At 69.8% G+C, this 24015-nt stretch carries 27 protein-coding genes and 1 tRNA gene; 12 read left to right on the top strand and 16 right to left on the bottom strand.

Annotated features, from left to right (window positions below; genetic code table 11):
• Window positions 1–46: 46 nt before the first annotated feature.
• The 4 genes from AC1DG4_RS13350 to AC1DG4_RS13335 form a co-directional block, all read right to left on the bottom strand.
• Window positions 47–874, bottom strand: coding sequence for an SURF1 family cytochrome oxidase biogenesis protein (locus AC1DG4_RS13350; protein ID WP_477420362.1), 828 nt, complete (start codon window positions 872–874; stop codon window positions 47–49).
• Entirely contained in the window at window positions 871–1026 is a 156-nt protein-coding gene (locus AC1DG4_RS13345) for a hypothetical protein (RefSeq protein ID WP_374954851.1), read from the bottom strand. Before AC1DG4_RS13345 ends, AC1DG4_RS13350 begins: the two co-directional genes overlap by 4 nt.
• 65 nt (window positions 1027–1091) lie before the next feature.
• Window positions 1092–1448, bottom strand: coding sequence for a DUF3099 domain-containing protein (locus tag AC1DG4_RS13340; protein WP_477379238.1), 357 nt, complete (start codon window positions 1446–1448; stop codon window positions 1092–1094).
• 38 nt (window positions 1449–1486) lie between these two features.
• Window positions 1487–2074: a DUF4190 domain-containing protein gene (locus tag AC1DG4_RS13335; protein ID WP_477379240.1), complete on the bottom strand. Its 588-nt coding sequence runs from the start codon at window positions 2072–2074 to the stop codon at window positions 1487–1489.
• A 118-nt stretch (window positions 2075–2192) separates the two neighbouring features.
• On the opposite strand from AC1DG4_RS13335, the gene fabG reads away from it, so the two are divergent.
• Window positions 2193–2903 (top strand): 3-oxoacyl-ACP reductase FabG, encoded by a 711-nt coding sequence (gene fabG, locus AC1DG4_RS13330; RefSeq protein ID WP_477379242.1) that lies wholly within the window; start codon window positions 2193–2195, stop codon window positions 2901–2903.
• 28 nt (window positions 2904–2931) lie between these two features.
• On the opposite strand, the gene AC1DG4_RS13325 is transcribed toward fabG, so the two are convergent.
• The 3 genes from AC1DG4_RS13325 to AC1DG4_RS13315 form a co-directional block, all read right to left on the bottom strand.
• Entirely contained in the window at window positions 2932–3624 is a 693-nt protein-coding gene (locus AC1DG4_RS13325; RefSeq protein WP_477379244.1) for an alpha/beta fold hydrolase, read from the bottom strand.
• 73 nt (window positions 3625–3697) lie between these two features.
• Complete coding sequence (serB, locus tag AC1DG4_RS13320) at window positions 3698–4333, bottom strand: phosphoserine phosphatase SerB (RefSeq protein WP_477379246.1); 636 nt, start codon at window positions 4331–4333, stop codon at window positions 3698–3700.
• A gap of 63 nt (window positions 4334–4396) precedes the next feature.
• The gene (locus AC1DG4_RS13315; RefSeq protein ID WP_477421281.1) at window positions 4397–5641 is read right to left on the bottom strand and encodes a glucose-1-phosphate adenylyltransferase; all 1245 of its coding nucleotides are present in this window, start codon (window positions 5639–5641) and stop codon (window positions 4397–4399) included.
• 46 nt (window positions 5642–5687) lie between these two features.
• On the opposite strand from AC1DG4_RS13315, the gene glgA reads away from it, so the two are divergent.
• The 3 genes from glgA (at window position 5688) to AC1DG4_RS13300 (ending at window position 8016) form a co-directional block, all read left to right on the top strand.
• The gene (gene glgA / locus AC1DG4_RS13310) at window positions 5688–6872 is read left to right on the top strand and encodes a glycogen synthase (protein WP_477379250.1); all 1185 of its coding nucleotides are present in this window, start codon (window positions 5688–5690) and stop codon (window positions 6870–6872) included.
• A 16-nt stretch (window positions 6873–6888) separates the two neighbouring features.
• Window positions 6889–7671 carry an ABC transporter ATP-binding protein gene (locus AC1DG4_RS13305; RefSeq protein WP_477379252.1) on the top strand — a complete coding sequence of 261 codons (783 nt, stop codon included), beginning with the start codon at window positions 6889–6891 and terminating at the stop codon, window positions 7669–7671.
• A gap of 87 nt (window positions 7672–7758) precedes the next feature.
• Entirely contained in the window at window positions 7759–8016 is a 258-nt protein-coding gene (locus AC1DG4_RS13300; RefSeq protein ID WP_440720236.1) for a type B 50S ribosomal protein L31, read from the top strand.
• Window positions 8017–8067: 51 nt separating this feature from the next.
• Here AC1DG4_RS13300 and AC1DG4_RS13295 read toward each other — a convergent pair whose 3' ends face one another.
• From AC1DG4_RS13295 to AC1DG4_RS13285, 3 genes are all read right to left on the bottom strand, one after another.
• Window positions 8068–8211: a hypothetical protein gene (locus AC1DG4_RS13295; protein ID WP_477379254.1), complete on the bottom strand. Its 144-nt coding sequence runs from the start codon at window positions 8209–8211 to the stop codon at window positions 8068–8070.
• A 151-nt stretch (window positions 8212–8362) separates the two neighbouring features.
• Window positions 8363–8656: a hypothetical protein gene (locus AC1DG4_RS13290; RefSeq protein ID WP_477379256.1), complete on the bottom strand. Its 294-nt coding sequence runs from the start codon at window positions 8654–8656 to the stop codon at window positions 8363–8365.
• Between the two features lie 41 nt (window positions 8657–8697).
• On the bottom strand, window positions 8698–9444 hold the full coding sequence (locus AC1DG4_RS13285) for an exonuclease domain-containing protein (protein ID WP_477379258.1): 747 nt from the start codon (window positions 9442–9444) through the stop codon (window positions 8698–8700).
• Window positions 9445–9534: 90 nt separating this feature from the next.
• On the opposite strand from AC1DG4_RS13285, the gene AC1DG4_RS13280 reads away from it, so the two are divergent.
• Window positions 9535–10434: an alpha/beta fold hydrolase gene (locus AC1DG4_RS13280; RefSeq protein WP_477379260.1), complete on the top strand. Its 900-nt coding sequence runs from the start codon at window positions 9535–9537 to the stop codon at window positions 10432–10434.
• On the opposite strand, the gene AC1DG4_RS13275 is transcribed toward AC1DG4_RS13280, so the two are convergent.
• On the bottom strand, window positions 10394–10879 hold the full coding sequence (locus tag AC1DG4_RS13275; RefSeq protein ID WP_045273148.1) for an Lrp/AsnC family transcriptional regulator: 486 nt from the start codon (window positions 10877–10879) through the stop codon (window positions 10394–10396). The two genes, AC1DG4_RS13280 and AC1DG4_RS13275, sit on opposite strands and share 41 nt — an antisense overlap.
• Before the next feature lie 158 nt (window positions 10880–11037).
• Here AC1DG4_RS13275 and AC1DG4_RS13270 point away from each other — a divergent pair, with 158 nt between their 5' ends.
• The 3 genes from AC1DG4_RS13270 to AC1DG4_RS13260 are packed head-to-tail and all read left to right on the top strand — an operon-like array spanning window position 11038 to window position 14544.
• Window positions 11038–12147 (top strand): thiamine pyrophosphate-dependent enzyme, encoded by a 1110-nt coding sequence (locus AC1DG4_RS13270; protein WP_477379262.1) that lies wholly within the window; start codon window positions 11038–11040, stop codon window positions 12145–12147.
• Between the two features lies 1 nt (window position 12148).
• The gene (locus tag AC1DG4_RS13265) at window positions 12149–13159 is read left to right on the top strand and encodes an alpha-ketoacid dehydrogenase subunit beta (RefSeq protein WP_477379264.1); all 1011 of its coding nucleotides are present in this window, start codon (window positions 12149–12151) and stop codon (window positions 13157–13159) included.
• Entirely contained in the window at window positions 13156–14544 is a 1389-nt protein-coding gene (locus AC1DG4_RS13260; RefSeq protein WP_477379266.1) for a dihydrolipoamide acetyltransferase family protein, read from the top strand. Before AC1DG4_RS13265 ends, AC1DG4_RS13260 begins: the two co-directional genes overlap by 4 nt.
• Window positions 14545–14578: 34 nt before the next feature.
• On the opposite strand, the gene AC1DG4_RS13255 is transcribed toward AC1DG4_RS13260, so the two are convergent.
• The 3 genes from AC1DG4_RS13255 to AC1DG4_RS13245 all read right to left on the bottom strand — a co-directional run bounded on the left by AC1DG4_RS13255 (window position 14579) and on the right by AC1DG4_RS13245 (window position 17392).
• Window positions 14579–15862, bottom strand: coding sequence for an MFS transporter (locus AC1DG4_RS13255; RefSeq protein WP_477379351.1), 1284 nt, complete (start codon window positions 15860–15862; stop codon window positions 14579–14581).
• Window positions 15863–15974: 112 nt separating this feature from the next.
• Window positions 15975–16559, bottom strand: a complete 585-nt coding sequence (locus tag AC1DG4_RS13250; RefSeq protein WP_477379268.1) for a histidine phosphatase family protein — start codon at window positions 16557–16559, stop codon at window positions 15975–15977.
• Window positions 16556–17392 (bottom strand): Sir2 family NAD-dependent protein deacetylase, encoded by an 837-nt coding sequence (locus tag AC1DG4_RS13245; RefSeq protein ID WP_477379270.1) that lies wholly within the window; start codon window positions 17390–17392, stop codon window positions 16556–16558. Before AC1DG4_RS13245 ends, AC1DG4_RS13250 begins: the two co-directional genes overlap by 4 nt.
• Window positions 17393–17482: 90 nt before the next feature.
• Between AC1DG4_RS13245 and AC1DG4_RS13240 the strand changes: the two genes are divergently transcribed.
• On the top strand, window positions 17483–18301 hold the full coding sequence (locus tag AC1DG4_RS13240; RefSeq protein WP_477379272.1) for a TrmH family RNA methyltransferase: 819 nt from the start codon (window positions 17483–17485) through the stop codon (window positions 18299–18301).
• A 39-nt stretch (window positions 18302–18340) separates the two neighbouring features.
• Here AC1DG4_RS13240 and AC1DG4_RS13235 read toward each other — a convergent pair whose 3' ends face one another.
• On the bottom strand, window positions 18341–19165 hold the full coding sequence (locus AC1DG4_RS13235) for an SGNH/GDSL hydrolase family protein (RefSeq protein ID WP_477379274.1): 825 nt from the start codon (window positions 19163–19165) through the stop codon (window positions 18341–18343).
• 140 nt (window positions 19166–19305) lie between these two features.
• On the opposite strand from AC1DG4_RS13235, the gene AC1DG4_RS13230 reads away from it, so the two are divergent.
• Window positions 19306–21048: a DEAD/DEAH box helicase gene (locus tag AC1DG4_RS13230; RefSeq protein WP_477379276.1), complete on the top strand. Its 1743-nt coding sequence runs from the start codon at window positions 19306–19308 to the stop codon at window positions 21046–21048.
• A 133-nt stretch (window positions 21049–21181) separates the two neighbouring features.
• Window positions 21182–22303, top strand: coding sequence for a VIT1/CCC1 transporter family protein (locus AC1DG4_RS13225; RefSeq protein WP_477379278.1), 1122 nt, complete (start codon window positions 21182–21184; stop codon window positions 22301–22303).
• Window positions 22304–22435: 132 nt separating this feature from the next.
• Here AC1DG4_RS13225 and AC1DG4_RS13220 read toward each other — a convergent pair.
• Window positions 22436–22520 (bottom strand) — tRNA-Leu (locus tag AC1DG4_RS13220).
• Between the two features lie 146 nt (window positions 22521–22666).
• Here AC1DG4_RS13220 and AC1DG4_RS13215 point away from each other — a divergent pair.
• A complete protein-coding gene (locus tag AC1DG4_RS13215) occupies window positions 22667–23968 on the top strand; it encodes a M20/M25/M40 family metallo-hydrolase (RefSeq protein ID WP_477379280.1) in 1302 nt (433 codons plus the stop codon).
• The last annotated feature ends 47 nt before the right edge of the window (window positions 23969–24015 follow it).

Below are 24015 nucleotides of genomic sequence, written 5' to 3'. Positions count from 1 at the left end.
CTCCCTGGACCTCGACAGGGCTGGGGAGAGTGCTGCGGGACGGCCTTCAGCGCTGGACGGCGTCGAGCAGGGCGTCCTCGTCATCCATGTCGCGGTCGCGTCGGCGGCGGGGCTCGCGCGGCGCGCGACCGGCCGCCTCGTCGCGGTGCTTGAGAATCTCGGTGCGGATCACGTAGCCGATGAAGATGAACCCCATGATCGCGAACAGGATCCACTGGATCGCGTAGGACAGGAACGGTCCCGGGTCGTCGGAGGGGGCTTCGAACGCGTGCGGACGCGAGGCGGGAGCGGGGGACTCGCTGACGAGCTCGCCGTAAGCCCCGGTGTCGACCGCGGCGCCGCCACCGATATCGTCCGCGACCAGCGCGAGGTTGATGCTGGGAACCTGGCCCTCGGGAGCGCCGCGGCCGGACGGCGGCAGGGGTTCGGCCGGACGGAGGCGGGCGATGACCGTGGCCTCACCAGAAGGGGGCGCAGGGATCGACGTCGGCACATCGGAACCGTCCCCGGCGATCACCCAGCCGCGATTGACGATGAAGACGCGTCCGTCGTCCGTGCGGAACGGCACGAGCACCTCGAACGCACTGGTCCCGCCATGCGGACGGTTGCGCACCAGGAGCTGTCCGGCGGGCTCGTAGCGCCCGCGCAGCTCGACCGGGTGCCACTGCGACTTCTCGGGGAGTGCTTCACCGGGGGAGAGCAGCTGACCGAGTGGGACCGGCTTCGCGTCGTAGTTCTGCTGCACCAGTTCGAGCTGGGTCTGGCGGCCGTCGTTGCGGGAGAACTGCCAGTTCGAGAGATAGGCGCACACGAGCGCGAACACGATCGCGACGGCGAGGTAGGCGCTCCACCGGAGCAGGCGCTGACGCATCATTCCGGTTCGCCCTCGCCTTCGCCCACGGCGTCGTCGATGCGGGCCGGGAACTCCCGGGCGCGCAGGTAGTCATACAGGAAGCGCAGGTGTTCGTCGCACGCGAGCCAGATCTTCTCCCGCTCGGGACCGTGGATGCGCGGATTGCGCCACACGATGCGGTGCGTCGCCGCGGATCGGCAGCCTGCACGTGAGCACTTCAAGGCGGGTTCGCGAGCCATCACGAGCGCGGCTCGGCGGGGTGCGCGGCTGTCTCGGAGATCGTGATCACCGGGGGATCGGTCGGCGCGGGCGGAGGCGCATCATCGCCTGCCTCGATCTGGATGCGGGGCGACTCCACGCCGGTGGGGACAGAGTCGTCTCCGGCGTTCGCGAACACGACCGCGATGTACGGGAGGACCGCGGCGGCGACGCCGAAGACCCAGGTCCACCAGCCCATCGGCTGCACCACGAACATCAGGACGAAGCAGACCATGCGGATCGACATCGTGATGACGTAGTGGCGCACGCGGTCCCTCGCCTCGTCGCGCGGTGCGCGCGGCAGGGAGGTCACGGCGGCGTCTGGAGTCCTTCTCACGATGACTCCAGCCTACGCCGCCGTGACCCGGCAGGCGCTCAGTAGCTGTTGTAGCTGCTGCTCAGGAAGATGAGCCCGATGATCAGGAAGGCGCCGATGATGACGCTGAGGGCGATTCCGACGTAGCCGGTGATGAGACCGGTGATCGCCAGCGGCTTGCCGCCGAGCGCGGAATCGTTCTTGATCTTCTTGAGCGAGATGTGCCCCATGACGACGGCCGCGATGCCCAGACCCAGCGGCACGATCAGGTACAGCCAGCAGAACACCACACTCGCGATGCCGCAGATCATGGAGGCGATCGCGAGACCGTTCGACTTCAGCGGTGCGGCGTACGGCTGGGCGTAGGGCTGCGCGTACGACGGTGCAGGGTACCCCGGGGCGGCAGGAGCGGCGCCGGGGTAAGCCGGCGCAGCGGGCTGCTGCGCGGCCGGGGCGGGATAGGCGGGCTGCTGCGGCGCGGCGGGCTGCTGCGGCGTCGCACCCGGGTACGCCGGTGCCGGCGGGACCGGGGCCTGYGGCGCCGGCGCGGCGGCCGGATAGGCGGGCTGCTGCGGGGGCACCGGGGCGCCCGGATATGCGGGGGGCTGCTGCCCCTGCGGCGGGATGCCGCCGTTGTCGTTGCTCATGACTGTTCCTCCTGGGTCAACACAAAGATTCCGTGCTCTCAGGGCCCTGTCAATTCCTGCCGCCACATCCGGTCGATAGGCTTGCGAGCCGAACACCTCGATTTCTTGGGAGTCCTGCATGAGCACTGATCGCGTCGTCCTCGTCACCGGCGGAAACCGCGGCATCGGTCGCGCGATCGCCGAACGCTTCGTGCGCGACGGCTACCGCGTCGCCGTCACCGCGCGCAGCGGCGAAGGCCCCGAGGGCACGCTGACGGTGCGTGCCGACGTCACGGACGCGGCGGCGGTGGATGCGGCGTTCACCGAGGTCGAGCAGAAGCTGGGGCCGGTGGAGATCGTCGTCGCGAACGCCGGCATCACGAAGGACACCCTGCTGCTGCGGATGAGCGAGGACGACTTCGACAGCGTCGTGTCGACGAACCTGGGTGGATCCTTCCGCGTCGTCAAGCGCGCATCGAAGGGGATGCTCAAGGCGCGGTTCGGGCGAGTGATCCTCATCTCCAGCGTGGTCGGCCTCTACGGCTCCGCCGGGCAGATCAACTACGCCGCGTCCAAGAGCGCTCTCGTCGGCTTCGCGCGCTCGCTCACCCGAGAGCTCGGCGCCCGTGGCATCACTGCGAACGTCATCGCGCCCGGATTCATCGAGACCGACATGACCGCCGAGCTGCCTGAGGACACCCAGAAGCAGTACAAGGCGAGCATCCCCGCGGGACGTTTCGCGTCCGCAGACGAGGTGGCCGGCGTCGTCACGTGGATCGCCTCCGATGACGCCGCGTACATCTCGGGTGCGGTGATCCCCGTCGACGGCGGCCTCGGCATGGGGCACTGAGCCGCGCCGATCCGCGTGGCCGCGTGCGTCAGCGCACGGCCGCGACCAGCAACTCCGCGAGCCGATCCGGGGCCGAGTACTGCGGCCAGTGGCCGGAGCCGATCCGCACGACCTCCGCGTCGCGGATGCCGCGGTACTCGTCGCCGTAAGAACCCCACTGCTCGAGATATCCCTCGAGCTCGGGTTGCGTGAGCGAACCCATGAGCAGCGTCGCCGGTACGTCGTAACGACGCGGATCCGCGAGGGCGATCGGATCCGTCGGCACCTGCGCGGGTACACTCTGCGCGGTGCGGGCTGCCGCCGCCCTGGTCTGCGCATCGAGGTCGTGCACGTCGCCGTCGTCGAAGAAGTCCCAGCCGGGGAACGGCATGACACCGTCGACCACCGGGAACTCGCTGATCCCGCTGCCGTTCGGCGGGGGCACCGTATCGACGAACACCGCACGGCGCACGCGGTCGGGGCGTGCGTCGACCGCGCCCCAGATGACGTTGCCGCCGCCGGAGTGGCCGACGAGCACCACGTCGTCCTCGGCCTCGTCGATCGCGGCGACGACCGCCGCGATCCAGTCGTCCATGCGCAGGTCGGCGGAGCCGGAGGCGGGGACCCCGACGCCGGGCAGAGTCAGCGGATGCGGGGCGTGGCCGGCAGCACGGAGCGGCTCGAGCACGGGTGCCCACGAGGCTGCGTCGAGCCACAGGCCGGGAACGAGGATGATGTCCATGCCCTCACGCTAGAGCGGGCCACCGACACCGCGCCAGGCGCGAGGCGCCCGCGCAGGAGAGCGGGGTGCGCGGTCAGGGCAGCAACGGGATGACCTGGGACAGGTCGACCGGGCCCACGACGAGCGACGCCGCCGCGCGGACGGCGGGCTTGGCATTGAAGGCGAGGCCGAGTCCCGCAGCCGCCATCATCTCGAGATCGTTCGCGCCGTCCCCGATCGCGATCGTGGCATGGGGCGCCACGCCGAGTTCGGCGGCCCACTCCCGCAGCGATGCCGCCTTGGCCGCAGCGTCCACGATGGCGCCGTCGACCCGCCCGGTCAGCGCGTCGTCCGCGACCTCGAGACGGTTCGCGCGCCAGCGGTCCACGCCGAGCGCGGGCGCGACGGCGTCGAGGATCTCGTGGAATCCGCCCGAGACCACGCCGACCACTCCACCGCGCTCGTGCACCGCCGTGGTGAGCTCCTGCACGCCCGGGGTGGGTTCGATACGACCGCGCACCCGCTCGAACGCCGTCGTGGGGACGCCGGTCAGCGCCGCGACGCGGGACCGCAGGCTCGTCGCGAAGTCGACCTCGCCGCGCATCGCTGCCTCGGTCGCGGCCTGCACCTCGGCCCTGCGGCCGGCCTCCTCGGCGAGGAGTTCGATCACCTCGTTGCGGATGAGCGTGGAATCGGCATCGAGGACGACGAGGAAGCGCGCGGAGGTCACCCGACGAGCGTAGCGGCCGGGCTCGCGCATCCCCGCCGCTGTGACGGCGGGAACGAGGAGCACTCAGCGCTCGATGCGCACGCCCTTGCCGACCACGGTCAAGCCGGTCTCGGTGATCGTGAAGCCGCGGTCGAGATCGCGTTCGCGATCCACGCCGACGGTCGCACCGTCGAGCAGCACCACGTTCTTGTCCAGGATCGCCCTGTGCACGCGCGCTCCCTGGCCGACTCTCACGCCGTCGAAAAGCACCGAGTCGGTGATCGTCGAGCCGCCGGCAGCGAGGGTCCACGGGCCCACCACACTGCGTTCGAGGTGGGTGCCGGAGAGCACGGACCCGAGCGACACGATCGAGTCGATCGCATTGCCGATCCGGCCCACGGAGTCGCGCACGAACTTCGCCGGCGGCGAGTTCACCGCCTGCGAGTGGATCGGCCACTCCATGTTGTACAGGTTGAAGATCGGCAGCGTGGAGATCAGATCCATGTGCGCGTCGAAGAACGACTCGATCGTGCCCACGTCGCGCCAGTACGACCGATCACGCGGGGAGGATCCGGGGACCTCGTTCTGCTTCATGTCGTAGAAGCCGGCCTCACCGCGACCCACGAAATAGGGGATGATGTCGCCGCCCATGTCGTGGTTGGATCCGGCAAGCTCGCCGTCGACCTCGACGGCCTCGATGAGCGYGTCAGCGTCGAAGACGTAGTTGCCCATCGAGGCGAGCACTTCGTGCGGCGAGTCCGGGAGTCCCGCCGGGTCCGAGGGCTTCTCCAGGAACTCGCTGATACGTCCAGAGTCGCCGTCCGCGATGTCGATGACGCCGAATTGCGAGGCGAGAGCGAGCGGCTGGCGGATGCCGGCGACGGTCGCGCGCGCCCCCGAGGCGATGTGCGCCTCGATCATCTGCGTGAAGTCCATCCGGTAGACGTGGTCGGCGCCGATGACGACGACGATGTCCGGTTTCTCGTCGAGGATCAGGTTCAGGCTCTGCAGGATCGCATCCGCAGATCCGGAGAACCAGCGCTTGCCGAGTCGCTGCTGCGCGGGGACCGAGGCGACGTAGGAATCGAGCAGGGCGGACATCCGCCAGGTCTGCGAGATGTGCCGGTCGAGGCTGTGGGACTTGTACTGCGTGAGCACCACGATCTGCCGGAGCCCCGAGTTGATCAGGTTGGAGATCGCGAAATCGATCAATCGGTACTGACCGCCGAAAGGCACGGCAGGCTTGGCTCGATCCGCCGTGAGAGGCATGAGCCGCTTGCCCTCGCCACCGGCGAGGATGATCCCGAAAACCTTCTTTGGTGCCGACATGGGTCCACCATAGAGCCACGTCGATGCATGTACTAGCGTTCACGACATGCGCGTCGACATCATCACCAAGGAGTACCCGCCGGAGATCTACGGAGGGGCCGGCGTGCACGTCGCCGAGCTGGTGAAAGCCCTGCGGGAGAGCATCGACGTGCGGGTTCGAGCCTTCGGCGCGGACCGGGATGAACAAGATGTGACGGCTTATCGAACTCCCGCGGAACTCGCTTCGGCGAACGCGGCGCTGCAGACGCTGGGCACGGATCTGGTCATCGTGCCGGACGTCGCGGGCGCCGACGTCGTGCACAGTCACACCTGGTACGCGAACTTCGCCGGGCACATCGCGTCGCAGCTGCACGGCATCCCGCACGTGCTCACCGCGCACAGCCTGGAGCCGCTGCGGCCGTGGAAGGCGGAGCAGCTCGGCGGCGGCTATGCGGTCTCGAGCGGCGTGGAGAGGCTCGCCTACGAGAACGCGGCCGCGATCATCGCGGTGAGCGCCGGCATGCGCGCCGACATCCTGCGCAGCTATCCGCACGTGGATCCGGCGAGAGTCCGGGTGATCCACAACGGGATCGACGTCGAGGCCTGGCACCCGGTCGAGGACGCTGAGTTCGTGCGCTCCCAGGGCATCGATCCCGGCCGTCCGTCCGTCGTCTTCGTGGGGCGGATCACGCGTCAGAAGGGTCTGCCCTACCTGCTGCGGGCGGCCGCTCTGCTGCCGCCAGAGGTCCAACTCGTGCTGTGTGCGGGGGCGCCGGACACGCCGGAGATCATGGCAGAGGTGCAGGAGCTGGTCCGAGGACTGCAGGCGACCCGTCARGGCGTGGTGTGGATCGAACGGATGCTGCCTCGTCACGAGCTGTCGGCGATCCTCACCGCCGCGACGACCTTCGTGTGCCCCTCGGTGTACGAGCCGCTGGGCATCGTGAACCTCGAGGCGATGGCCTGCGGCGCTGCAGTCGTCGGCACGGCGACGGGTGGGATCCCCGAGGTCGTGGACGACAGGGTGACCGGCCGGCTGGTGCCGATCGAACAGGTGCAGGACGGCACGGGGACGCCCGTGGACCCGGACCGCTACGTCTCGGATCTCGCCGCCGTGCTGACCGAGGTCGTGTCCGATCCCGTGCAGGCGCGGGCGTACGGCGAGGCGGGTCGACGCCGCGCGGCGGACGAGTTCAGCTGGGGCGCGATCGCCGACACGACAAGGGCGCTCTACGAGGAGCTCACGGCCTGACCGATAGGCTGAAGGCATGTCTGCCGTCCTCGAATTCTCGGATGTCGTGGTCCGCCGCGACGGCCGCAACATCGTCGATCATCTGTCCTGGGCCGTCGAGGACGACCAGCGCTGGGTCGTACTGGGACCCAACGGCGCGGGCAAGACGACGCTGCTGCAGCTCGCCGACACCCTGATGCACCCGACGCAGGGACAGGTCGACATCCTGGGGGAGACCCTCGGTCGCACCGACGTGTTCGAGATCCGCCCCCGGATCGGCTTCGCCTCCTCGGCGATGGCGCGTCGGATCCCCGCCGATGAGACCGTGCTGAACACCGTCATGACGGCGGCGTACTCGGTGATGGGGCGCTGGAACGAGTCGTACGAGTCGATCGACGAGCGCCGCGCGATGCGGGTGCTCGAGCAGTGGCATCTGGAGCACCTCGCCGAGCGTCATTTCGGCACGCTCAGCGATGGAGAGCAGAAGCGGGTGCAGATCGCGCGCGCTGTGATGACCGATCCCGAGCTGCTGCTGCTGGACGAGCCGAGCGCGAGCCTCGACCTCGGTGCGCGTGAGGAGCTGCTTGCCCTGCTCGGCGGATTCGCCCAGTCGCCGACGACGCCGGCGATGGTCATGGTGACGCATCACGTCGAGGAGATCCCCGTCGGGTTCACGCACGTCCTGCTGCTACGCGACGGCGCGATCGTCGCGGCGGGGCCGATCGAGCAGACGCTCACGGCCGAGGCGCTGAGCGACGCGTTCGGCATGCCGATCACGCTGGACCGGGTCGACGGCCGCTACGCGGCACGCGCGGCGTGATCTGTTAGAATCGATCCTCGGTGCGCGTTCTGCGCCACAGACTTCCCTCGCCCCTGGCACAATCCAGGGCACCACGTAAGGAATCCCATGAAGACTGACATCCACCCCGAGTACCAGGCCGTCGTTTTCCGCGACCTCGGCTCGGGCGACACGTTCCTCACCCGTTCGACGGTCACGAGCGACAAGACGATCGAGCTGGACGGCGTGGAGTACCCCGTCATCGACGTCGAGATCTCCTCGGCCTCGCACCCGTTCTACACGGGCAAGCAGCGCATCATGGACTCGGCCGGCCGCGTCGAGAAGTTCAACCAGCGCTTCAAGAACTTCGGCGGTTCCTCCAAGTAATCGCCCTCGCGAAAGCCCCCGTCCTCGATCGAGGCGGGGGCCTTCTGCTGTCTAGGGAGAGGGGCGGCCGTCGGCGTCGGACGTCGACGATCGGATCGTCGCGAGGGCGAACCGGATGCCGTCGATCTTTCCTTCGGCATGGCGGATCACACGCCGGAAGCGGTTCTTGCGCTTCGGTTCGTGAGCGAACGTCACCTGCAGGAGTCGATGACGGTCTGCATCCTCTCGATCTCGCGTTCGAGGGCGTCGATGCGCTCGGTATCGGTCGTCATGACGATCGGGTCTCCCTCCATCGGGTAACCGGCCAGTTTACCGCGCCCCGGTCCGCCGGCGCAGAGCGTGCCCCTCAGAGATCGAGCCGGATCCTGTCGCCGTCGATGCCCCACGGCGGGTCACCGGGTGAGGGCGCCGGCGCGGTCCGCCTGGTCTGCCGGTCGCGTTCGGCCTCGGCCTCCAGGGAAGAGGGGGCGAACACGCTGTCGAACGCCCCGCCGATTCCTCCGCCGCCCGTGGCGTAGCGCTTCTCGAGCGGTCTGCGATGAGAGAGCGTCCAGGCGGCATAGCCGAGGACGTACAGCCCGAGCGCGACCGGTAGGGCGATCGCGCCCCATCCCAGCACGGCGTTCAAGGTCTCTTTCACCCTTGCAGGCTACGCCGTCGGATCCGGATCCGGATCCGACGTCAGAAGGATCCCAGGGAAGCGTTCTGACGGGCGGGATCGCCGTCGCGGACGGGCCAGCGGCCGTCCACGCGCTCGGTCGGATCGATCCGACCGATGCGCACGAAGTAGTCGGTCAGGCTGGCGGCCTGCGCCCGCGCCCAGCCGATCTGTCGAGTGTGCAGCTCTCCGGCGCTCGGCGGCAACGGGAAGCGCTGGGCCAGAGCCTGAGCGACCCTGCCCGCCGCGACGGCATCGGCGGAGGCGTCGTGCGCGCCGATCAGATCGACCCCGTAGTGCGCGGCCACGATCTCCAGAGTCCTCTTGCCGGGGCGATACCGGTCGTAGGTCTTGTCGATGATCAGCGGATCGATCACCGGTGAAGGGTTCTCCAACGGAGCCATCCTGTGTCGCCGTGCCTCGTGCGCGAGCAGGGAGAAGTCGAACGCGGCGTTGTAGGCCACGACCGGCACGCCTTGATCGAGGAGGGACCTGAGGGCGGCCACGACGCCCGCGATGACCTGGGCGGCGGGGGCGCCGTCACGGTGCGCGCGTTCCGAGGTGATGCCGTGGATCGCGGTGGCGCCGGCGGGGATCGGGATTCCAGGATCGGCCAGCCATGTGCGCGCCGCGATCTCGGCGCCGTGGTGATCGAGCACTCCGACGTGCGCGGTGACGATGCGGTCTCGCGTCACATCGATCCCGGTGGTCTCGAGGTCGAAGACTCCGACGCGGGTCAACCAGGGCGGCAGAGGCGTCGAATCGGTCATGACGCCACCGTAGGACGAGGGCCCGACATCCCCGTCCCGGCGCGCGGCAGTGCGCTCAGGACGCATCGGTCACGCCCGTAGACTCGAAGCATGCCCGCTCCTTCGCCCTACGCCGCACGTCTGGATCGCATTCCGGTGCGACGAGACGAGGCCGAGATCCTCGGCGGGCGCACGGCGTACTGGGTCTACGGCCCCGATGATGCGGAGCTCACCGTCCTCGCGGTGCACGGCTTCCGGGGCGAGCACCACGGACTCGAACCCGTGGTCGCGCACCTGCCTGGCGTGCGCGTGATCATGCCCGACCTGCCGGGGTTCGGCGAGACGCCGCCGCTTCCCGGCCGCGTCCACGACATCGACGCCTACGCGCAGTGGCTCACGGAGTTCGCCGCGCAGGTCGCTCCTGGCGCGGTCGTCCTCGGACACTCGTTCGGCTCGATCGTGGCATCGGCCGCGGTCGCGGGCGGGCTGGAGACGCCGCGGCTGATCCTGGTCAACCCGATCGGAGCTCCGGCGCTGGAGGGACCCAAAGCCGTGCTGACCCGCCTCGCGATGCTGTACTACGCACTCGGCGCGAGGCTTCCGGAGTCCATCGGCACCGAGCTCCTGCGGAACAGGATCATCGTGCGCGCCATGAGCATCGCGATGGCCAAGACACACGATCCGGAACTGCGCCGGTTCGTGCACGATCAGCACGACACCTACTTCTCACGCTTCTCCGACCGCGACGTGCTCAGCCAGGCGTTCCGCACGAGCGTCTCGCACGACGTCCGCGAATTCGCACCGCGCATCGCGGTTCCGACGCTGCTGGTGGCGGCGCAGCGCGACGACATCACCCCGATCGAGGCGGAGCGTGCGCTCGCGCCCCTGTTCCCCGACGCCGAGCTCGTCGAGATCGCTCACGTCGGCCACCTGATCCACTACGAGACCCCGGCCGAGGCAGCGGGCGCGATCAGGCGGTTCCTCCGGCCTCTCGTCGTGCCAGCCCCATAAGACCGCCGACGCGGAACGGGATGACCTCGCCCATCGCGAGCGATGTCTCGGTCCGCTCGACGCCGTCGATCGAGAGGATACGGGCGTCCGTGTCGAAGAGGTGGCGGGCGTCGCGGCAGGCGACGAGTGCGAGCAGATCGATCGACCCGCTCAGGCCGTGAGCCTGCACCACTTCCGGCACCCGCGCGAGCTCGGCGATGATCCTGGGCAGCTCGGTCTGACGGACGCCGATGCTCACGAACGCCTGCAGCGGGTAGCCGAGCACGGCGGGGGAGAAAGCGCGCTCATAGGGCAGGAACACCCCGGTCTGGTCCAGCCGGGCCAGGCGCGCCTGGATCGTGTTGCGGGAGAGCCGGAGCTTCTCGGCCATCGCGACCACCGTCGTGCGCGGGTCGGCGGAGAGCATCTCGAGGATGTCGAGATCGGTGCGATCAAGGGTTGCCATGTTGCCAAAGGCTAGCAGCCTGCAAGGGGCCATTAGTTGGCAACATGCTCAGGCCACCGCCGAATGCTTGAGCGACGTGTGAAGCGGTCGTACGCTCAAGGCAAGCGAAGACGCACCGGATCCTTCCCACGAGGGCGGATCCACTGAGGAGGACGAAGATGTCAACCCACCTTGATCCGATCACCGTGACCGGCATCGGGCTCGACGAGCCCGCCGGCCTCATCGACGCCCACGGTCGGCGTCGCAACGACACGCGTCTCGCCCCCTATGCCGCCGACGTCACGTCCGACCAGCTGCTCTCCCTGCTGCGCGACATGATCGTGCTGCGCAGGCTCGACAACGAGGGTGTCGCACTGCAGCGCCAGGGTCAGCTCGGCCTGTGGGCCCCGTGCCAGGGGCAGGAGGCCGCGCAGATCGGCTCCGGCCGCGCGCTCAAGAGCGATGACGTGGTCTTCCCGAGCTACCGCGAGACCGGTGTGATGCTGGCGCGCGGCGCACAGCCCGGTGACTACGTCCGCATGTGGCGCGGCGAGGAAGGGGCAGCCTACGACCCCGCCGTCATGCACATGGCGCCGCTGCAGATCATCATCGGTGCGCAGACGCTGCACGCGGTCGGCTACGCGCTCGGCATCCTGCACGACGGTTCCGACCAGGTCGCCGTCACCTACTTCGGCGACGGGGCCACGAGCCAGGGCGATGTCAACGAGGCCATGATCTTCGCGTCCTCGTACCGCGCCCCGGTCGTCTTCATCTGCCAGAACAACCACTGGGCGATCTCCGAGCCCGTGGCTGTGCAGTCGCAGCATCCGATCGCGGGGCGCGCGCCCGGCTTCGGGATCCCCAGCATGCGCGTGGACGGCAACGACGTGCTCGCGGTGTTCGCGGCGACGCGCTGGGCGCTCGAGCAGGCCCGCAGCGGATCTCCGGCGTTCCTCGAGCTCGTCACCTATCGGATGGGCCCGCACACCACCGCCGACGATCCCACGCGCTACCGCGATCCGGCCGAGCTCGAGTACTGGCGCGGCAAGGATCCGCTCGCGCGGGTCGAGGCGCTGCTGCGTGCCGAAGGCGTGCTCACCGACGAGATCGCCGCCGGCTTCGCGGCGGAAGCCGACGAAGCGGCCATGCAGATGCGGGCGGCGTGCCTCAGCCTCACGACGCGCGGGCCGCTCGCGGTGTTCGACGGCGTCTACGCCGAGCCGCACACCGGCATCGATGAGGAGCGTGCCGATTACGCCCGCTATCTCGCGACGCTCGCGGAGGCGTGACATGGCGCAGATGACGATGGGCAAGGCGCTCGGCGCCGCCCTCAAGCAGTCCCTGGCGGATGATCCGAAGGTCCTCCTGCTCGGTGAGGACATCGGCAAGCTCGGCGGCGTGTTCCGCATCACCGACGGGCTCCTGGACGAGTTCGGCGCGGAGCGGGTGATCGACACGCCGCTCGCGGAGTCCGGGATCGTCGGCACGGCGGTCGGCCTCGCGATGCGCGGCTACCGGCCGGTGGTCGAGATCCAGTTCGACGGATTCGTGTACCCCGCGTTCGACCAGATCGTCTCCCAGGTCGCGAAGCTGCACTACCGCACTCAGGGCACGGTCCCGATGCCGATCACGATCCGGATCCCCTGGGGCGGCGGCATCGGTGCGGCTGAGCACCATTCCGAGTCGCCGGAGGCCTACTTCGTGCACACAGCGGGGCTTCGAGTCATCGCGGTCTCGAACCCGCAGGACGCCTATACATGCCTGCGTCAGGCCATCGCGAGCGACGACCCGGTGATCTTCTTCGAGCCCAAGCGGCTCTACCACGCCAAGGGCGAGGTCGATCTGGAGACCCCGCTCGCGGATGCGGCGCCGATGGGCCTCGCCCGCGTGGTGCGCGAGGGCACGGACGCCACGATCGTGACCTACGGCGCCATGGTGCGCACAGCACTCGAGGCCGCCGAGGCCGCGGAGGCGGAGGGCAGGTCGCTCGAGGTGATCGATCTTCGCTCGCTCTCGCCGGTGGACTACGGCACCGTCTGCGCTTCGGTGCGCCGGACCGGGCGGGTGGTCGTCGCGCACGAGGCGGCGCGCGAGGCGGGTGTCGCGGCCGAAGTCATCGCGAGCATCACCGAGAAGTGCTTCACCTGGCTCGAGGCGGCACCGCTGCGCGTCACAGGCCATGACATCCCGTATCCGCCGGCGAAGCTGGAGAAGTTCCACCTGCCGGACCTGGATCGGATCCTCGACGCGGTCGACCGCGTCTGCGATGACGAGCAGCTGCTGGAGGGGGTCGACCGATGAAGCAGGAATTCCTCCTTCCCGACCTCGGTGAGGGTCTCGCCGAGGCGGAGATCGTGCAGTGGCTGGTCGCCGAGGGCGACACGGTCACCCTGAACCAGACGCTGGCCGAGGTGGAGACCGCCAAGGCGATCGTCGAGCTGCCCTCGCCGCACGCGGGCGTGATCACCTCGCTGCACGCTGCCGCCGGTGACGTCGTCCTCGTGGGGGCACCGTTGGTGGGTTTCGAGATCGAAGGGCAGGGCGAGCCCGCCCCGGATGCTCCCGCCGCGACGGCAGAGTTCGAGGAGGGTTCCGGGCCGAACCTGGTCGGCTACGGCGCCGCACCGTCGAACGGCCGGCCGCAGCGTCGTGCGCGTCGTGCCGGCGCGGGGTCCGCCGCCGCGACGACGGTCGCCGCTGACGTCGATGTGCGCGTCGCGGCGCCGCACGACGACATCGCGGTGCTGCCGGCGCCGCCGGAGCGCGGGGAGCGCCCTCGTTCCACGCCCCCCGTCCGCGCGTATGCGAAGGGCCTGGGCGTGGATCTGGTGCTCGTCGCGGCCGAGCTCGGCGACCGAGTGATCAGCCGTGCCGACGTCGACGCCTACCGTGAGCGCCTCGTGCAGCGCGGCGAGGGTCTGGCCGCCGAGGTCACTGCGGCGCCCTCGTCGGTCGCAGCACCGGTGCGCCCGGTCACGGGGGAGCGGGCGACCACCCGGATCCCRGTCCGCGGGGTGCGCAAGCACACGGCCGAGGCGATGGTGCAGAGCGCGTTCACCGCCCCGCACGTGACCACCTTCTACACGGTCGACGTGACCGCGACGAGCGAGCTCATCGCCTCCCTACGGGCGACAGCCAAGCCGGACGCACCGCGCATCGGCGTGCTTACCGTCGTCGCGAAGGCGGTGTGCCTGGCACTCGCCTCCTTCCCAGGGCTGAACGCGCGGTGGGACGGGGACGCGGGCGAGATCGTGCAGCAGCACTTCGTCGATCTCGGCATCGCCGCGGCCACGGATCGCGGCCTGATCGTGCCGATCATCCGCGACGCCGAGCGGATGCCGCTCGGCGAGCTCGCGGCCGCCGTCGCCGACCTCACCCGCACGGCGCGGAGCGGCAAGACCTCACCCGCGGAACTCTCCGGCGGCACGTTCTCGCTCACCAACATCGGCGTGTTCGGCATCGACGCCGGGACTCCGATCCTGCCTCCGGGGCAGACCGGGATCCTCGCGCTCGGCGCCGTGCGGCGACTGCCGTGGGAGTACGAGGGCGAGATCGCACTGCGCGACGTCATGACGCTCAGCCTGTCGTTCGATCATCGGATCGTCGACGGCGCCGAGGGGGCGCAATTCCTGAAGGCCGTGGCCGACGTGCTCCAGGAGCCCGGCCGCGCGATGCTGCTGGGCTGAGCCGTGCTGATCGCGCCGTCTGCGGACGGCGCGATCAGTCGTTCCGGGGGCGGCGATCCAGGCCCAGCACCCGCCGGGTCAGGCGCCGCTCGCGCACGATGAAGGCGGTGCCGATCACCCACAGCGGAACCTGCGTCACAAACGCCCAGCGGAACGCGTCGAGCGTGTAGGTGGCCGGTGTGCCCGCGCCCTGCAGGTCGAGCGCGAGGCCGATCAGGAAGATCGCGATGAGCGCGGCGAGGAATCCGCCTCCGTTGACGACGCCCGTCGCCGTGCTGAGCCGGTGCTGCGGGTTGTGCGTGCGCGCGTGATCGAACGCGACCATCGACGCGGGGCCGCCCGTGGCGAGTGCGATCGCCAGCAGGATCAGCAGCCAGAGCGGCGCCTCACCCGGCCAGAGGATCACGGCGAGCCAGACGATCACCTGCAGCGCGATCGTCGGCAGGACGAGCATGAGCGAGCGACTCGTCGGGTGACGGGCGGAGAGGGTTCCGAGCACCGGACCGAACAGGATCCCGAACAGCACGTACACCGTTGTCACGAGAGACGCGGTGCCGATCGACAGGCCCTCGCCGCTCGTGAGGAACGGGATGCCCCACAGCATCATGAAGGCGGTGCCGGCGAACGGCGTGGTGAAGTGCGTCCAGAACCCGAGGCGTGTGCCGGGATGGGCGAGCGCCTCGCGCAGGGTGACGCGCAAGTCCGCCCGGGAGGTCACGACCCGGATCGCCCCGGTGTCGGTGTTCACGGAGACATCCTCGGTGAGGTCGGGCGGGCGGTTGCGGATCAGCGCGAAGACCAGCACCGTGAACAGCACGCCGAGCCCCGCGAGGCTTCCGAACGTGACGGACCACGACGTCGAGTGCAGCAGCAGCGGCAGGGGGAGGAGCGCGACCAGCTGCCCGAGCTGGCCGACGATGCCGGTCAGCTGGGCCATCAGCGGTCCGCGTTGCGCCGGGAACCAGATCGCCACGAGGCGCAGCACGCCGGGGAAGATCGCCGCGTCGCCGGCGCCGAGGATCATGCGGGCGACGATCGCGACGCCGACGTTCGGGGCGAAGGCCATCACGAGCTGGCCGACGGCCATGAGCAGCATGCCCGCGACCATGATCGGGCGGGATCCATAGCGGTCCAGCAGAAGGCCGACGGGGATCTGCATGAGTCCGTACACGGCGAGCTGCAGCACGGCGAAGAGGGACAGCGTCGACGCGTCGGCCTGGAACAGATGCGCGGCGTCCACGCCGACCGCCGACAAGGATGTCCGGTTCGTGATCGACAGCACGTAGGCCGATACACCGACGATCCAGATCAGCCACATCCGCCAGGTCGGTGCAGGGGCGGAATTCACGGCTCTCCTCGGGATCGGCGGCGTCTTCGATCCTACGCCCGCCCGCGATCCGGGCCCGGGCGGCGCCCCGGCGCTGCGGCGCTCAGACGGCGGACGCGTCGAGCAGGCGCAGGCCCCCGCCGTCCATCGCGAAGCGGTGCACCGATCCGTTCCCGAGTCGTTCGCCCGGTGCGGGCAGCGTGCCTCCCGAGGCGTGCTCGAGCAGGGCGCGGATGACGCCGCCGTGCGTGCAGACCAGCACCGACTCCACCCGGGGCGCGGAGCGGCGCCGTGCCGCGAGATCGATCCTGGCGAGGGATGCGAGTGCGCGCTCGGTCAGCTGCTGCACGGTCTCGGCGCCTGGCACGTTGTCGCTGCGCGCTCCGAAGCGCTCCCGGTACTGGTCCCAGAGCAAGCCCTCCGCCTCACCGAACTCGTGCTCGCGCATCCCGGCGGTGACCAGCGGTGCGGACAGCCCCCGTTCGCGCGCGATGATCTCCGCAGTCTCCCGCGCCCGGCCGAGCGGGCTCGCGTAGACGTGATCGAAGGCGGTACCCGCGAGCTGCACGGCGGCATTCCGCGCCTGGGCGCGGCCCGTGTCGTTGAGCGGGATGTCGGTGGATCCCTGGATGCGGCCCTCCAGGTTCCAGTCTGTCTGGCCGTGGCGGATAAGGGTGATGAGAGTCACGTGAGCAGCTCCAGAAGGACGGGGAGGACGAGGCTGGTGGAGGCGGCGATCGTCGCCGATGCCCAGGCGTCGGCGCGCGTGGGCTCGAGGTTGACGATGACGATGGGGAGACCGCGACGGCGAGCGCGCTCGATGATCCGGATGCCCGAGTTCACGACCAAGGAGGATCCCGCGACGATCAGTGCGTCTCCTGAGCGCAGCAGGGCCTCGGCGGTCGCGAAGCGCTCGGTGGGGATGAACTCGCCGAAGAACACGACGTCGGGTTTCAGAGGCCCATCGCACACCGTGCAGACCGGCAGGACGAAGCCCTCGGTGGTTTCCGGGCGCACGTCGCCGTCCGGCTGGAGCAGCACCTCGTCGGGAACGTCGAGCCAGGCGTTGCGCTCCTCGATCTGAGCGGCGACCGCGTCGCGGGAGAAGCTCTGTCCGCAGCGCAGACAGAGCACCGTCCGCATGGTGCCGTGCAGTTCGACCACGCGTGCGGACCCCGCGGCGAGATGCAGGCCGTCGACGTTCTGCGTGATCGCGCCGACCGCGCGGCCGGCCTGCTCGAGTCCGGCGATGGCGCGGTGCCCAGGATTCGCGACCGCCGTGCCGAACGAGCGCCAGCCGAGGTGCCCGCCCAACCAATACCGGCGTTGCGCGTCCTTCGAGCCGAGGAAGGTCTGCACGGTCATAGGCATGCGCCGCGGTGTCGATCCGGCTCCGCGATACGCGGGGATGCCCGAGTCCGTGGAGAGCCCGGCGCCGGTCAGGAAGGCGATGCGGCGATCGGAGAGGAGCTCCGCGACAGGCTCGAGCTGGGTGTGCAACGACGCGCTGCTGCTGTTCATCCGACCTCCTCGCCCGAGTCTACGGGCGGGATCCTGCGCGGCCGCCGGGTGGGCGGGCGCACGGCCGGGCGGACCTGTCAGAGTGGACCCGTGCACGAGATCCGCATCGACGACCCCGCAGACCTCCGGCTCGACGACTACCGAGGGCTGACCGACACGGCCTTGCGCTTGCGCAGCGATGTCGACGGCGGATTGTACATCGCCGAATCGCTCAAGGTGATCGCGCGGGCCGTGCACGCAGGTCACCGCCCGCGTTCGGTGCTGACGCAGGAGCGCTGGCTGGATGGCCTGCGCGCGCTGTTCGGCGACGCCGATGTAGAGGTGTACGTCTGCCAGGACGCGGTGGTCGAGGCCGCCGCGGGGTTTCCCGTGCATCGTGGTGCGCTGGCGGCCATGCACCGCCCTGCGCTGCCGGATCTCACAGACGTCGTGCGAGGATCCCGCACGATCCTCGTGCTGGAGGACCTCGTGGAGCATCAGAACGTCGGATCCGCCTTCCGCGCGGCGGCGGCTCTCGGCGCCGATGCGGTGCTCGTCTCCGCCCGCTGTGCGGATCCGCTGTATCGCCGCAGCGTCAAGGTCAGCACCGGCACGGTGTTCCAGGTGCCGTGGACGCGCTTCGACAGCTGGGACGAGCTGGTGCCGATCCTGCACACCGAGGGGATCCGGCTCGCCGCGCTCGCCCTCCGCGACGACGCCGCGACGCTGGAGTCCTATGCCGCGCGGCGCCCGGAGCGCGTCGCTCTCGCCTTCGGGTCCGAGGGTCCCGGTCTGTCCGCCCAGGCGCTGGGAGCGGCCGACGCCGTGGTGACCATCCCGATGACCGGCGACGTGGACTCGCTCAACGTCGCCTCTACCGCCGCGGTAGCGCTCTGGGCGCTGCAGCATCCGCCGGCGATCCGCCCCTGAACCCCGTTCCGCAACGACGGAACTCCTCGAAACTGCCGCTCACTGGTCGTCGGGCAGGACCATCGGCATCGGTTCGGGGCGCTTAGCTGCGATGGTGTCGCCCGACGACTGGTGACGCAGGCGCCGCAGCACCCACGGCACCAGGTGCGCGCGCGCCCAGACCAGGTCCTCGTTGCGGGCTTCGCGCCACGTGCGTACGGGGAACGGGTCGGCGACCATCTCCTGCAGGTCGTTCGGAACGTTCAGGGCGCGCAGCACCATGCGGGCGACCTCGTGGTGGCCGAGCGGGTTCATGTGCAGCCGGTCGTCGGCGAAGAAGCGCGGATCCTGGATGGTCTTGAGGCCCCATTGATCGGCGACGATGCAGTCGTTCCGCTCTGCGATCGCCCGGACGTTCTCGTTGTAGATCGCGACCTTGCCGCGGAACGGGCGGAAGACCGGCGTGAAGTTCGTGTCGATGCCGGTGATCAGGACGATGGCGGCGCCGGTGCGCGACAGACGCGTGACCATGTCGTCGAGCAGCACGGCGATCTCGTCCGGATCGGTGCCGGGGCGGATGACGTCGTTGCCGCCGGCGCACAGCGTGATCAGGTCGGGGTTCAGCGCGATGGCCGGCGCGATCTGCTCGTCGCTGATCTGTCCGATGAGCTTGCCCCGTACCGCGAGATTGGCGTACGCGAAGTCCTCGCTCTGGGCGCCGAGCACTTCTGCCACCCGATCGGCCCAGCCGCGGTGCCCTCCCGGCGCGCTCGGCTCGGGGTCGCCGATGCCCTCGGTGAAGGAGTCGCCGATCGCCACGTAGCGGTGCCACGGGTGCGGCGTCTCATTGGGGACGTACGGAGTGCGCGGTTCGTGACCGGACATGACCCTCTCCTTCTCGCGGGCGCCTGTTCGGCGCGGCACAGCATTCGAGACTACCCGCGTGACCGGGCAGCAGGGCGGATGCTCGGGCGGCGTTCCGCAGTGGTCGGAGATGTCCCCGGCCTCGTCTATCGTGGAATCCCATGCTCTCCCCGTCCTTCCCTCAGCGCGCCCCTTGGGGTACCGCCGACAGGCTGAGGGCATGGCAGCGCGAAGCGCTGGAGGAGTACTTCCGGATCCCCGAGCGCAGGGACTTCCTGGTCGCCGCGACGCCGGGCGCCGGTAAGACGACGTTCGCGCTCACGCTCGCGGTCGAGCTGCTGCACACGAACGAGATCGACCGCGTGATCGTGGTCGCGCCGACCGAGCACCTCAAGACCCAGTGGGCCGACGCCGCGGCGCGCGTGCACATCCGGCTGGATCCGCGCTTCCGCAACAGCCACTGGGCGCCGTCGCGGCAGTACCACGGCGTCGTCGTGACGTACGCGCAGGTCGCAGCGAAGTCCTCGGTGCACAAGCACCTCACCGAGGGCGGACGCACCCTCGTGATCCTCGACGAAGTGCACCACGGGGGCGACGCGCTGAGCTGGGGCGACGCGATCCGCGACGCCTACGGTTCGGCCCGGCGCAGGCTGCTGCTGAGCGGCACCCCGTTCCGCAGCGACACGGCGCCGATCCCGTTCGTGGACTATCTCCCCGATGAGTCGGGCGCGCGGATCTCCAGCACCGACTACGCGTACGGCTACGGGCGGGCGCTGCAGGACGGCGTCGTGCGGCCTGTGCTGTTCCACATGTATGCGGGCAAGATGCGCTGGCGCACGAGCGCCGGCGACGAGCTCGAGGCGCATCTCGGTCAGGACAACACGAAGGACGTCACCTCGCAGGCCTGGCGCACGGCGCTGGATCCTGAGGGGGAGTGGATGCCCGCGGTGCTGTCCGCCGCCGACCGCCGGCTCACCGAGATCCGCCAGCACGTGCCGGACGCGGGCGGTCTCGTGCTGGCGACCGATCAGACCGTTGCCCGCGCGTACGCCAAGATCCTGCACTCGCTGACGGGGCAGCGCCCGACCGTGGTGCTGTCCGACGATGCGACCGCGTCGGAGCGCATCGAGAAGTTCAGCGCATCCGGCGACCGGTGGATGGTCGCGGTGCGGATGGTGTCGGAGGGTGTGGATGTCCCCCGTCTCGCCGTCGGCGTCTACGCCACCTCGTCGTCGACGCCGCTGTTCTTCGCGCAGGCGATCGGCCGCTTCGTGCGCGCCCGCCGTCGTGGTGAGGCGGCGAGCGTGTTCCTCCCGAACGTGCCCGTGCTGATGAAGCTCGCGAACGAGCTCGAGAAGCAGCGCGACCACGCTCTGGACCGCCGGTCCAAGGACGAGGACGGCCTCGACGATTCGCTGCTGGAGAGCGCCAACCGCGAGGACGACGCCTCGGACGCGCTCACGCAGGAGTTCAGCTACCAGGCGATCTCCTCACTCGCGCACTTCGATCGCGTGGTCTTCGACGGCCAGGAGTTCGGCCAGCTCGCGGAGCCCGGCACGCCGGAGGAGGAGGAATTTATCGGGATCCCGGGACTCCTCGAGCCCGAGCACGTGCACGAGCTGCTCATGCAGCGGCAATCCCGCCAGTCCCGGCTCCGTGAGGCGCGCGAGGCCACCACACCGGCGCAGTCGACGACGCTGCCGGAGCCGCTGCACCGCACTCTGCGCGAACAGCGCCAACTGCTCAACAGCCTCGTCGGCGTCTACGCGCGGCAGACCGGCGACCCGCACGGCGCCGTGCATGCGGAACTGCGCCGGCTCTGCGGCGGTCCGGCGGTCGCACAGGCCACCGTGACCCAGCTGCAGTCGCGGATCGACCTTCTCCGACGGCGCGTGCGGGCCTGAGTCGAACCCTCTTCCCGGCACGGGGCGACGCGCCCGGCAGGGCCCGGTTCGGATTCCCGAAATGYTGGTAATCCCCGTCCTGGCGCGGATTCTGCGCCCTCGGCTCGATAGCGTTGAGCGGTTGCCTCGATCCATGAAGGACCTCATGAACACGCCTGACACCGCGCACGCAGAACCCACCGCGGCCGACCGCCGCCGCTGGGCGCGCTACCTCGTCGAAGAGCGCGCCGAGGCGCACGTCTATCAGCAGCTCGCTCAGCGCCGAGAGGGCGAGGAACGCGAGATCCTGCTCGAGCTCGCCGCGGCGGAGGGACGCCATGAGGCGCACTGGCTCGCGCTGCTCGGTGGAGAGCCCCACCGGCTCCCGCGACCGGGTCTGCGCGCGCGGACTCTGGGGTGGATGGCCGGACGCTTCGGCTCCATCTTCGTGCTCGCGCTCGCCCAGAGCGCGGAGGCGCGGTCCCCGTACGACGCCGAGGTGTATGCCACACCGGCCATGCGGGCCGATGAGAAGGTGCACTTCGAGGTGGTCCGGGGCCTTGCCGCTCGCGGCCGGCGCCAGTTGTCCGGCTCGTTCCGCGCTGCGGTGTTCGGCGCGAACGACGGTCTCGTGAGCAACCTGGCACTCGTGCTGGGCATCGGGGCGACGGGTGCGAGCAGCAGTCTCGTCCTGTTCAGCGGCTTCGCGGGCCTGCTCGCCGGAGCGCTCTCGATGGGCGCGGGCGAGTTCGTGTCGGTGCGGTCTCAGCGCGAGCTGCTCGAGGCGACCGAGGAGAACGGGCACGGCGACGCCACGGCGAGCGACCTCGAGCTGGACGAGAACGAGCTCGCGCTCGTCTACCGTGCCAGGGGCATGGATGCCGATGAGTCGCTGCAGCGGGCCCGCCGCGTGGTGAGCGCCGCGAAGGCGGGCCTGGCTCAGCGTGCCACGGGGCCGCTGCGCGTTCCCGCCGATGGCGGTGACGAGCACGAGATCATCGGGAGAGCGTGGCCTGCGGCGATCTCGAGCTTCCTGCTGTTCGCGTCGGGCGCGATCGTGCCGGTGCTGCCCTGGATCTTCGGCATACAGGGCGTTCCCGCGGTGCTGGTGGCCCTCGCCCTCGTCGGCATCGCACTGCTCGGCACCGGAGCCACCGTCGGCGTGCTCTCCGGTGGGCCGCCGCTGCGCCGCGGCCTGCGCCAGCTGGCGATCGGCTTCGGCGCCGCCGCCGTCACCTATGCGCTGGGTCTGCTGTTCAACGTCAGCGTGGGCTGACGTGCGCGGAGACGCGAAGAGCCGGGGTCGTCGATCCCGGCTCTTCGCGTATGAACGTCCTGGACGATCGAGGGGCCACCCGGAACGACGAAGGCCCCGGATCCTTTCGGACCCGGGGCCTTCATACCAGCGTGCGCGAGGGGGGACTTGAACCCCCACGCCCTATTCGGGCACTAGCACCTCAAGCTAGCGCGTCTACCTATTCCGCCACCCGCGCTGGTGTTTTCGGCTGTTCCCAACCGAAGAATGACACTATCACGTTCCTCAGAGCCCCTCGAACCGCGGTGCATGTCGGGCGCGTCGCCGGTATCGGCCCGAGTCCTGGGCTGCGGATCCGCCTCGGCCGTTGGGTAGCCTGGACGCATGCCCCAGCCGGATGCCGAACTTCCCGAGGTCGCGCGGATCGCCGCCGAGCTCATCCGTTTCGACACCTCCAACTTCGGCGGTGGCGACGCGAAGGGCGAACGCGAGGCCGCGGAGTATGTGGGCGCCTACCTGGAGTCGCTCGGCCTCCAGCCGGAGTACTACGAGCCGATCCCGCGGCGCACGAACGTCATGGCGCGCGTGGCGGGCAGGAACAGGGACAAGCCGGCGCTCGTCGTGCACGGTCATCTCGACGTCGTGCCCGCGATGGCAGGGGACTGGCAGGTGGACCCGTTCGCGGGCATCGTGCAGGACGGCATGCTCTGGGGCCGCGGCGCGGTCGACATGAAGAACATGAACGCCATGATCCTCACCGCGGTGGCGGAGATCCTGCGTGCCGGAGAACAGCCGGAACGCGACCTGATCCTCGCCTTCTTCGCCGATGAGGAGAACGGCGGCGTCGAGGGCTCGGCCCTCGTCGTGCAGAACCGTCCAGAGTGGTTCGCCGGTGCGGCGGAGGCGATCAGCGAGGTCGGCGGCTACTCGATCCCCGTCGGCGACCAGCGCGCCTACCTGCTGCAGGTGGGGGAGAAGGCGCTGATGTGGATCCGCCTCATCGCGAAGGGACGGGCGGGCCACGGCAGCCGGTTCCACCCCGACAACGCCGTCACGAAGCTCGCCGAGGCCGTCGCTGCGATCGGTCGCACGTCCTGGCCGATCCAGCTGACCGATACCACCCGCGAGTTCCTCGACCGGATGAGTGCCCTGACGGGACTTCCGGTGGACGATCCGGACGCCCTCGCCGCGACCGCCGGCCCCGCGGAGGCGTTCCTGCGCTCCACGTTGCGCACGACGACGAACCCGACCGTGCTGCAGGCCGGCTACAAGCACAATGTGATCCCGGAGCGTGCTGAGGCGCTCATCGATGTGCGCGTGATCCCGGGGCAGGAGCAGGACGTGCTCGCGCAGCTGCGCGCACTCGTCGGGGACGACATCGAGATCGAGATGGTCGTGCAGGACATCGGCATGGAGACGCCGTTCGCGGGTCCCCTCGTCGACGCCATGGTCGCGGCGCTGGAACGGCACGATCCGGGCGTTCCCGTCATCCCGTACCTGCTCGGCGCGGGCACCGACAACAAGGCGCTCGCCTTCCTTGGCATCACCGGCTACGGCTTCGCACCGCTGAAGCTGCCGGTCGATCTCGACTTCACCGGCATGTTCCACGGTGTGGACGAGCGGGTGCCGATCGACTCCCTGGTGTTCGGGCAGCGCGTGCTCACCGATCTCCTGCGGACCTACTGATCATCTGACCACCCACAGACCGACCGAACCGCGCGAGCCTGCGCACG

The sequence above is a fragment of the Microbacterium sp. 05N427 genome, from assembly GCF_056397105.1.
The sequence above is the reverse complement of the archived record's forward strand: the minus strand, read 5'-3'. Positions and strand labels throughout refer to the sequence as shown.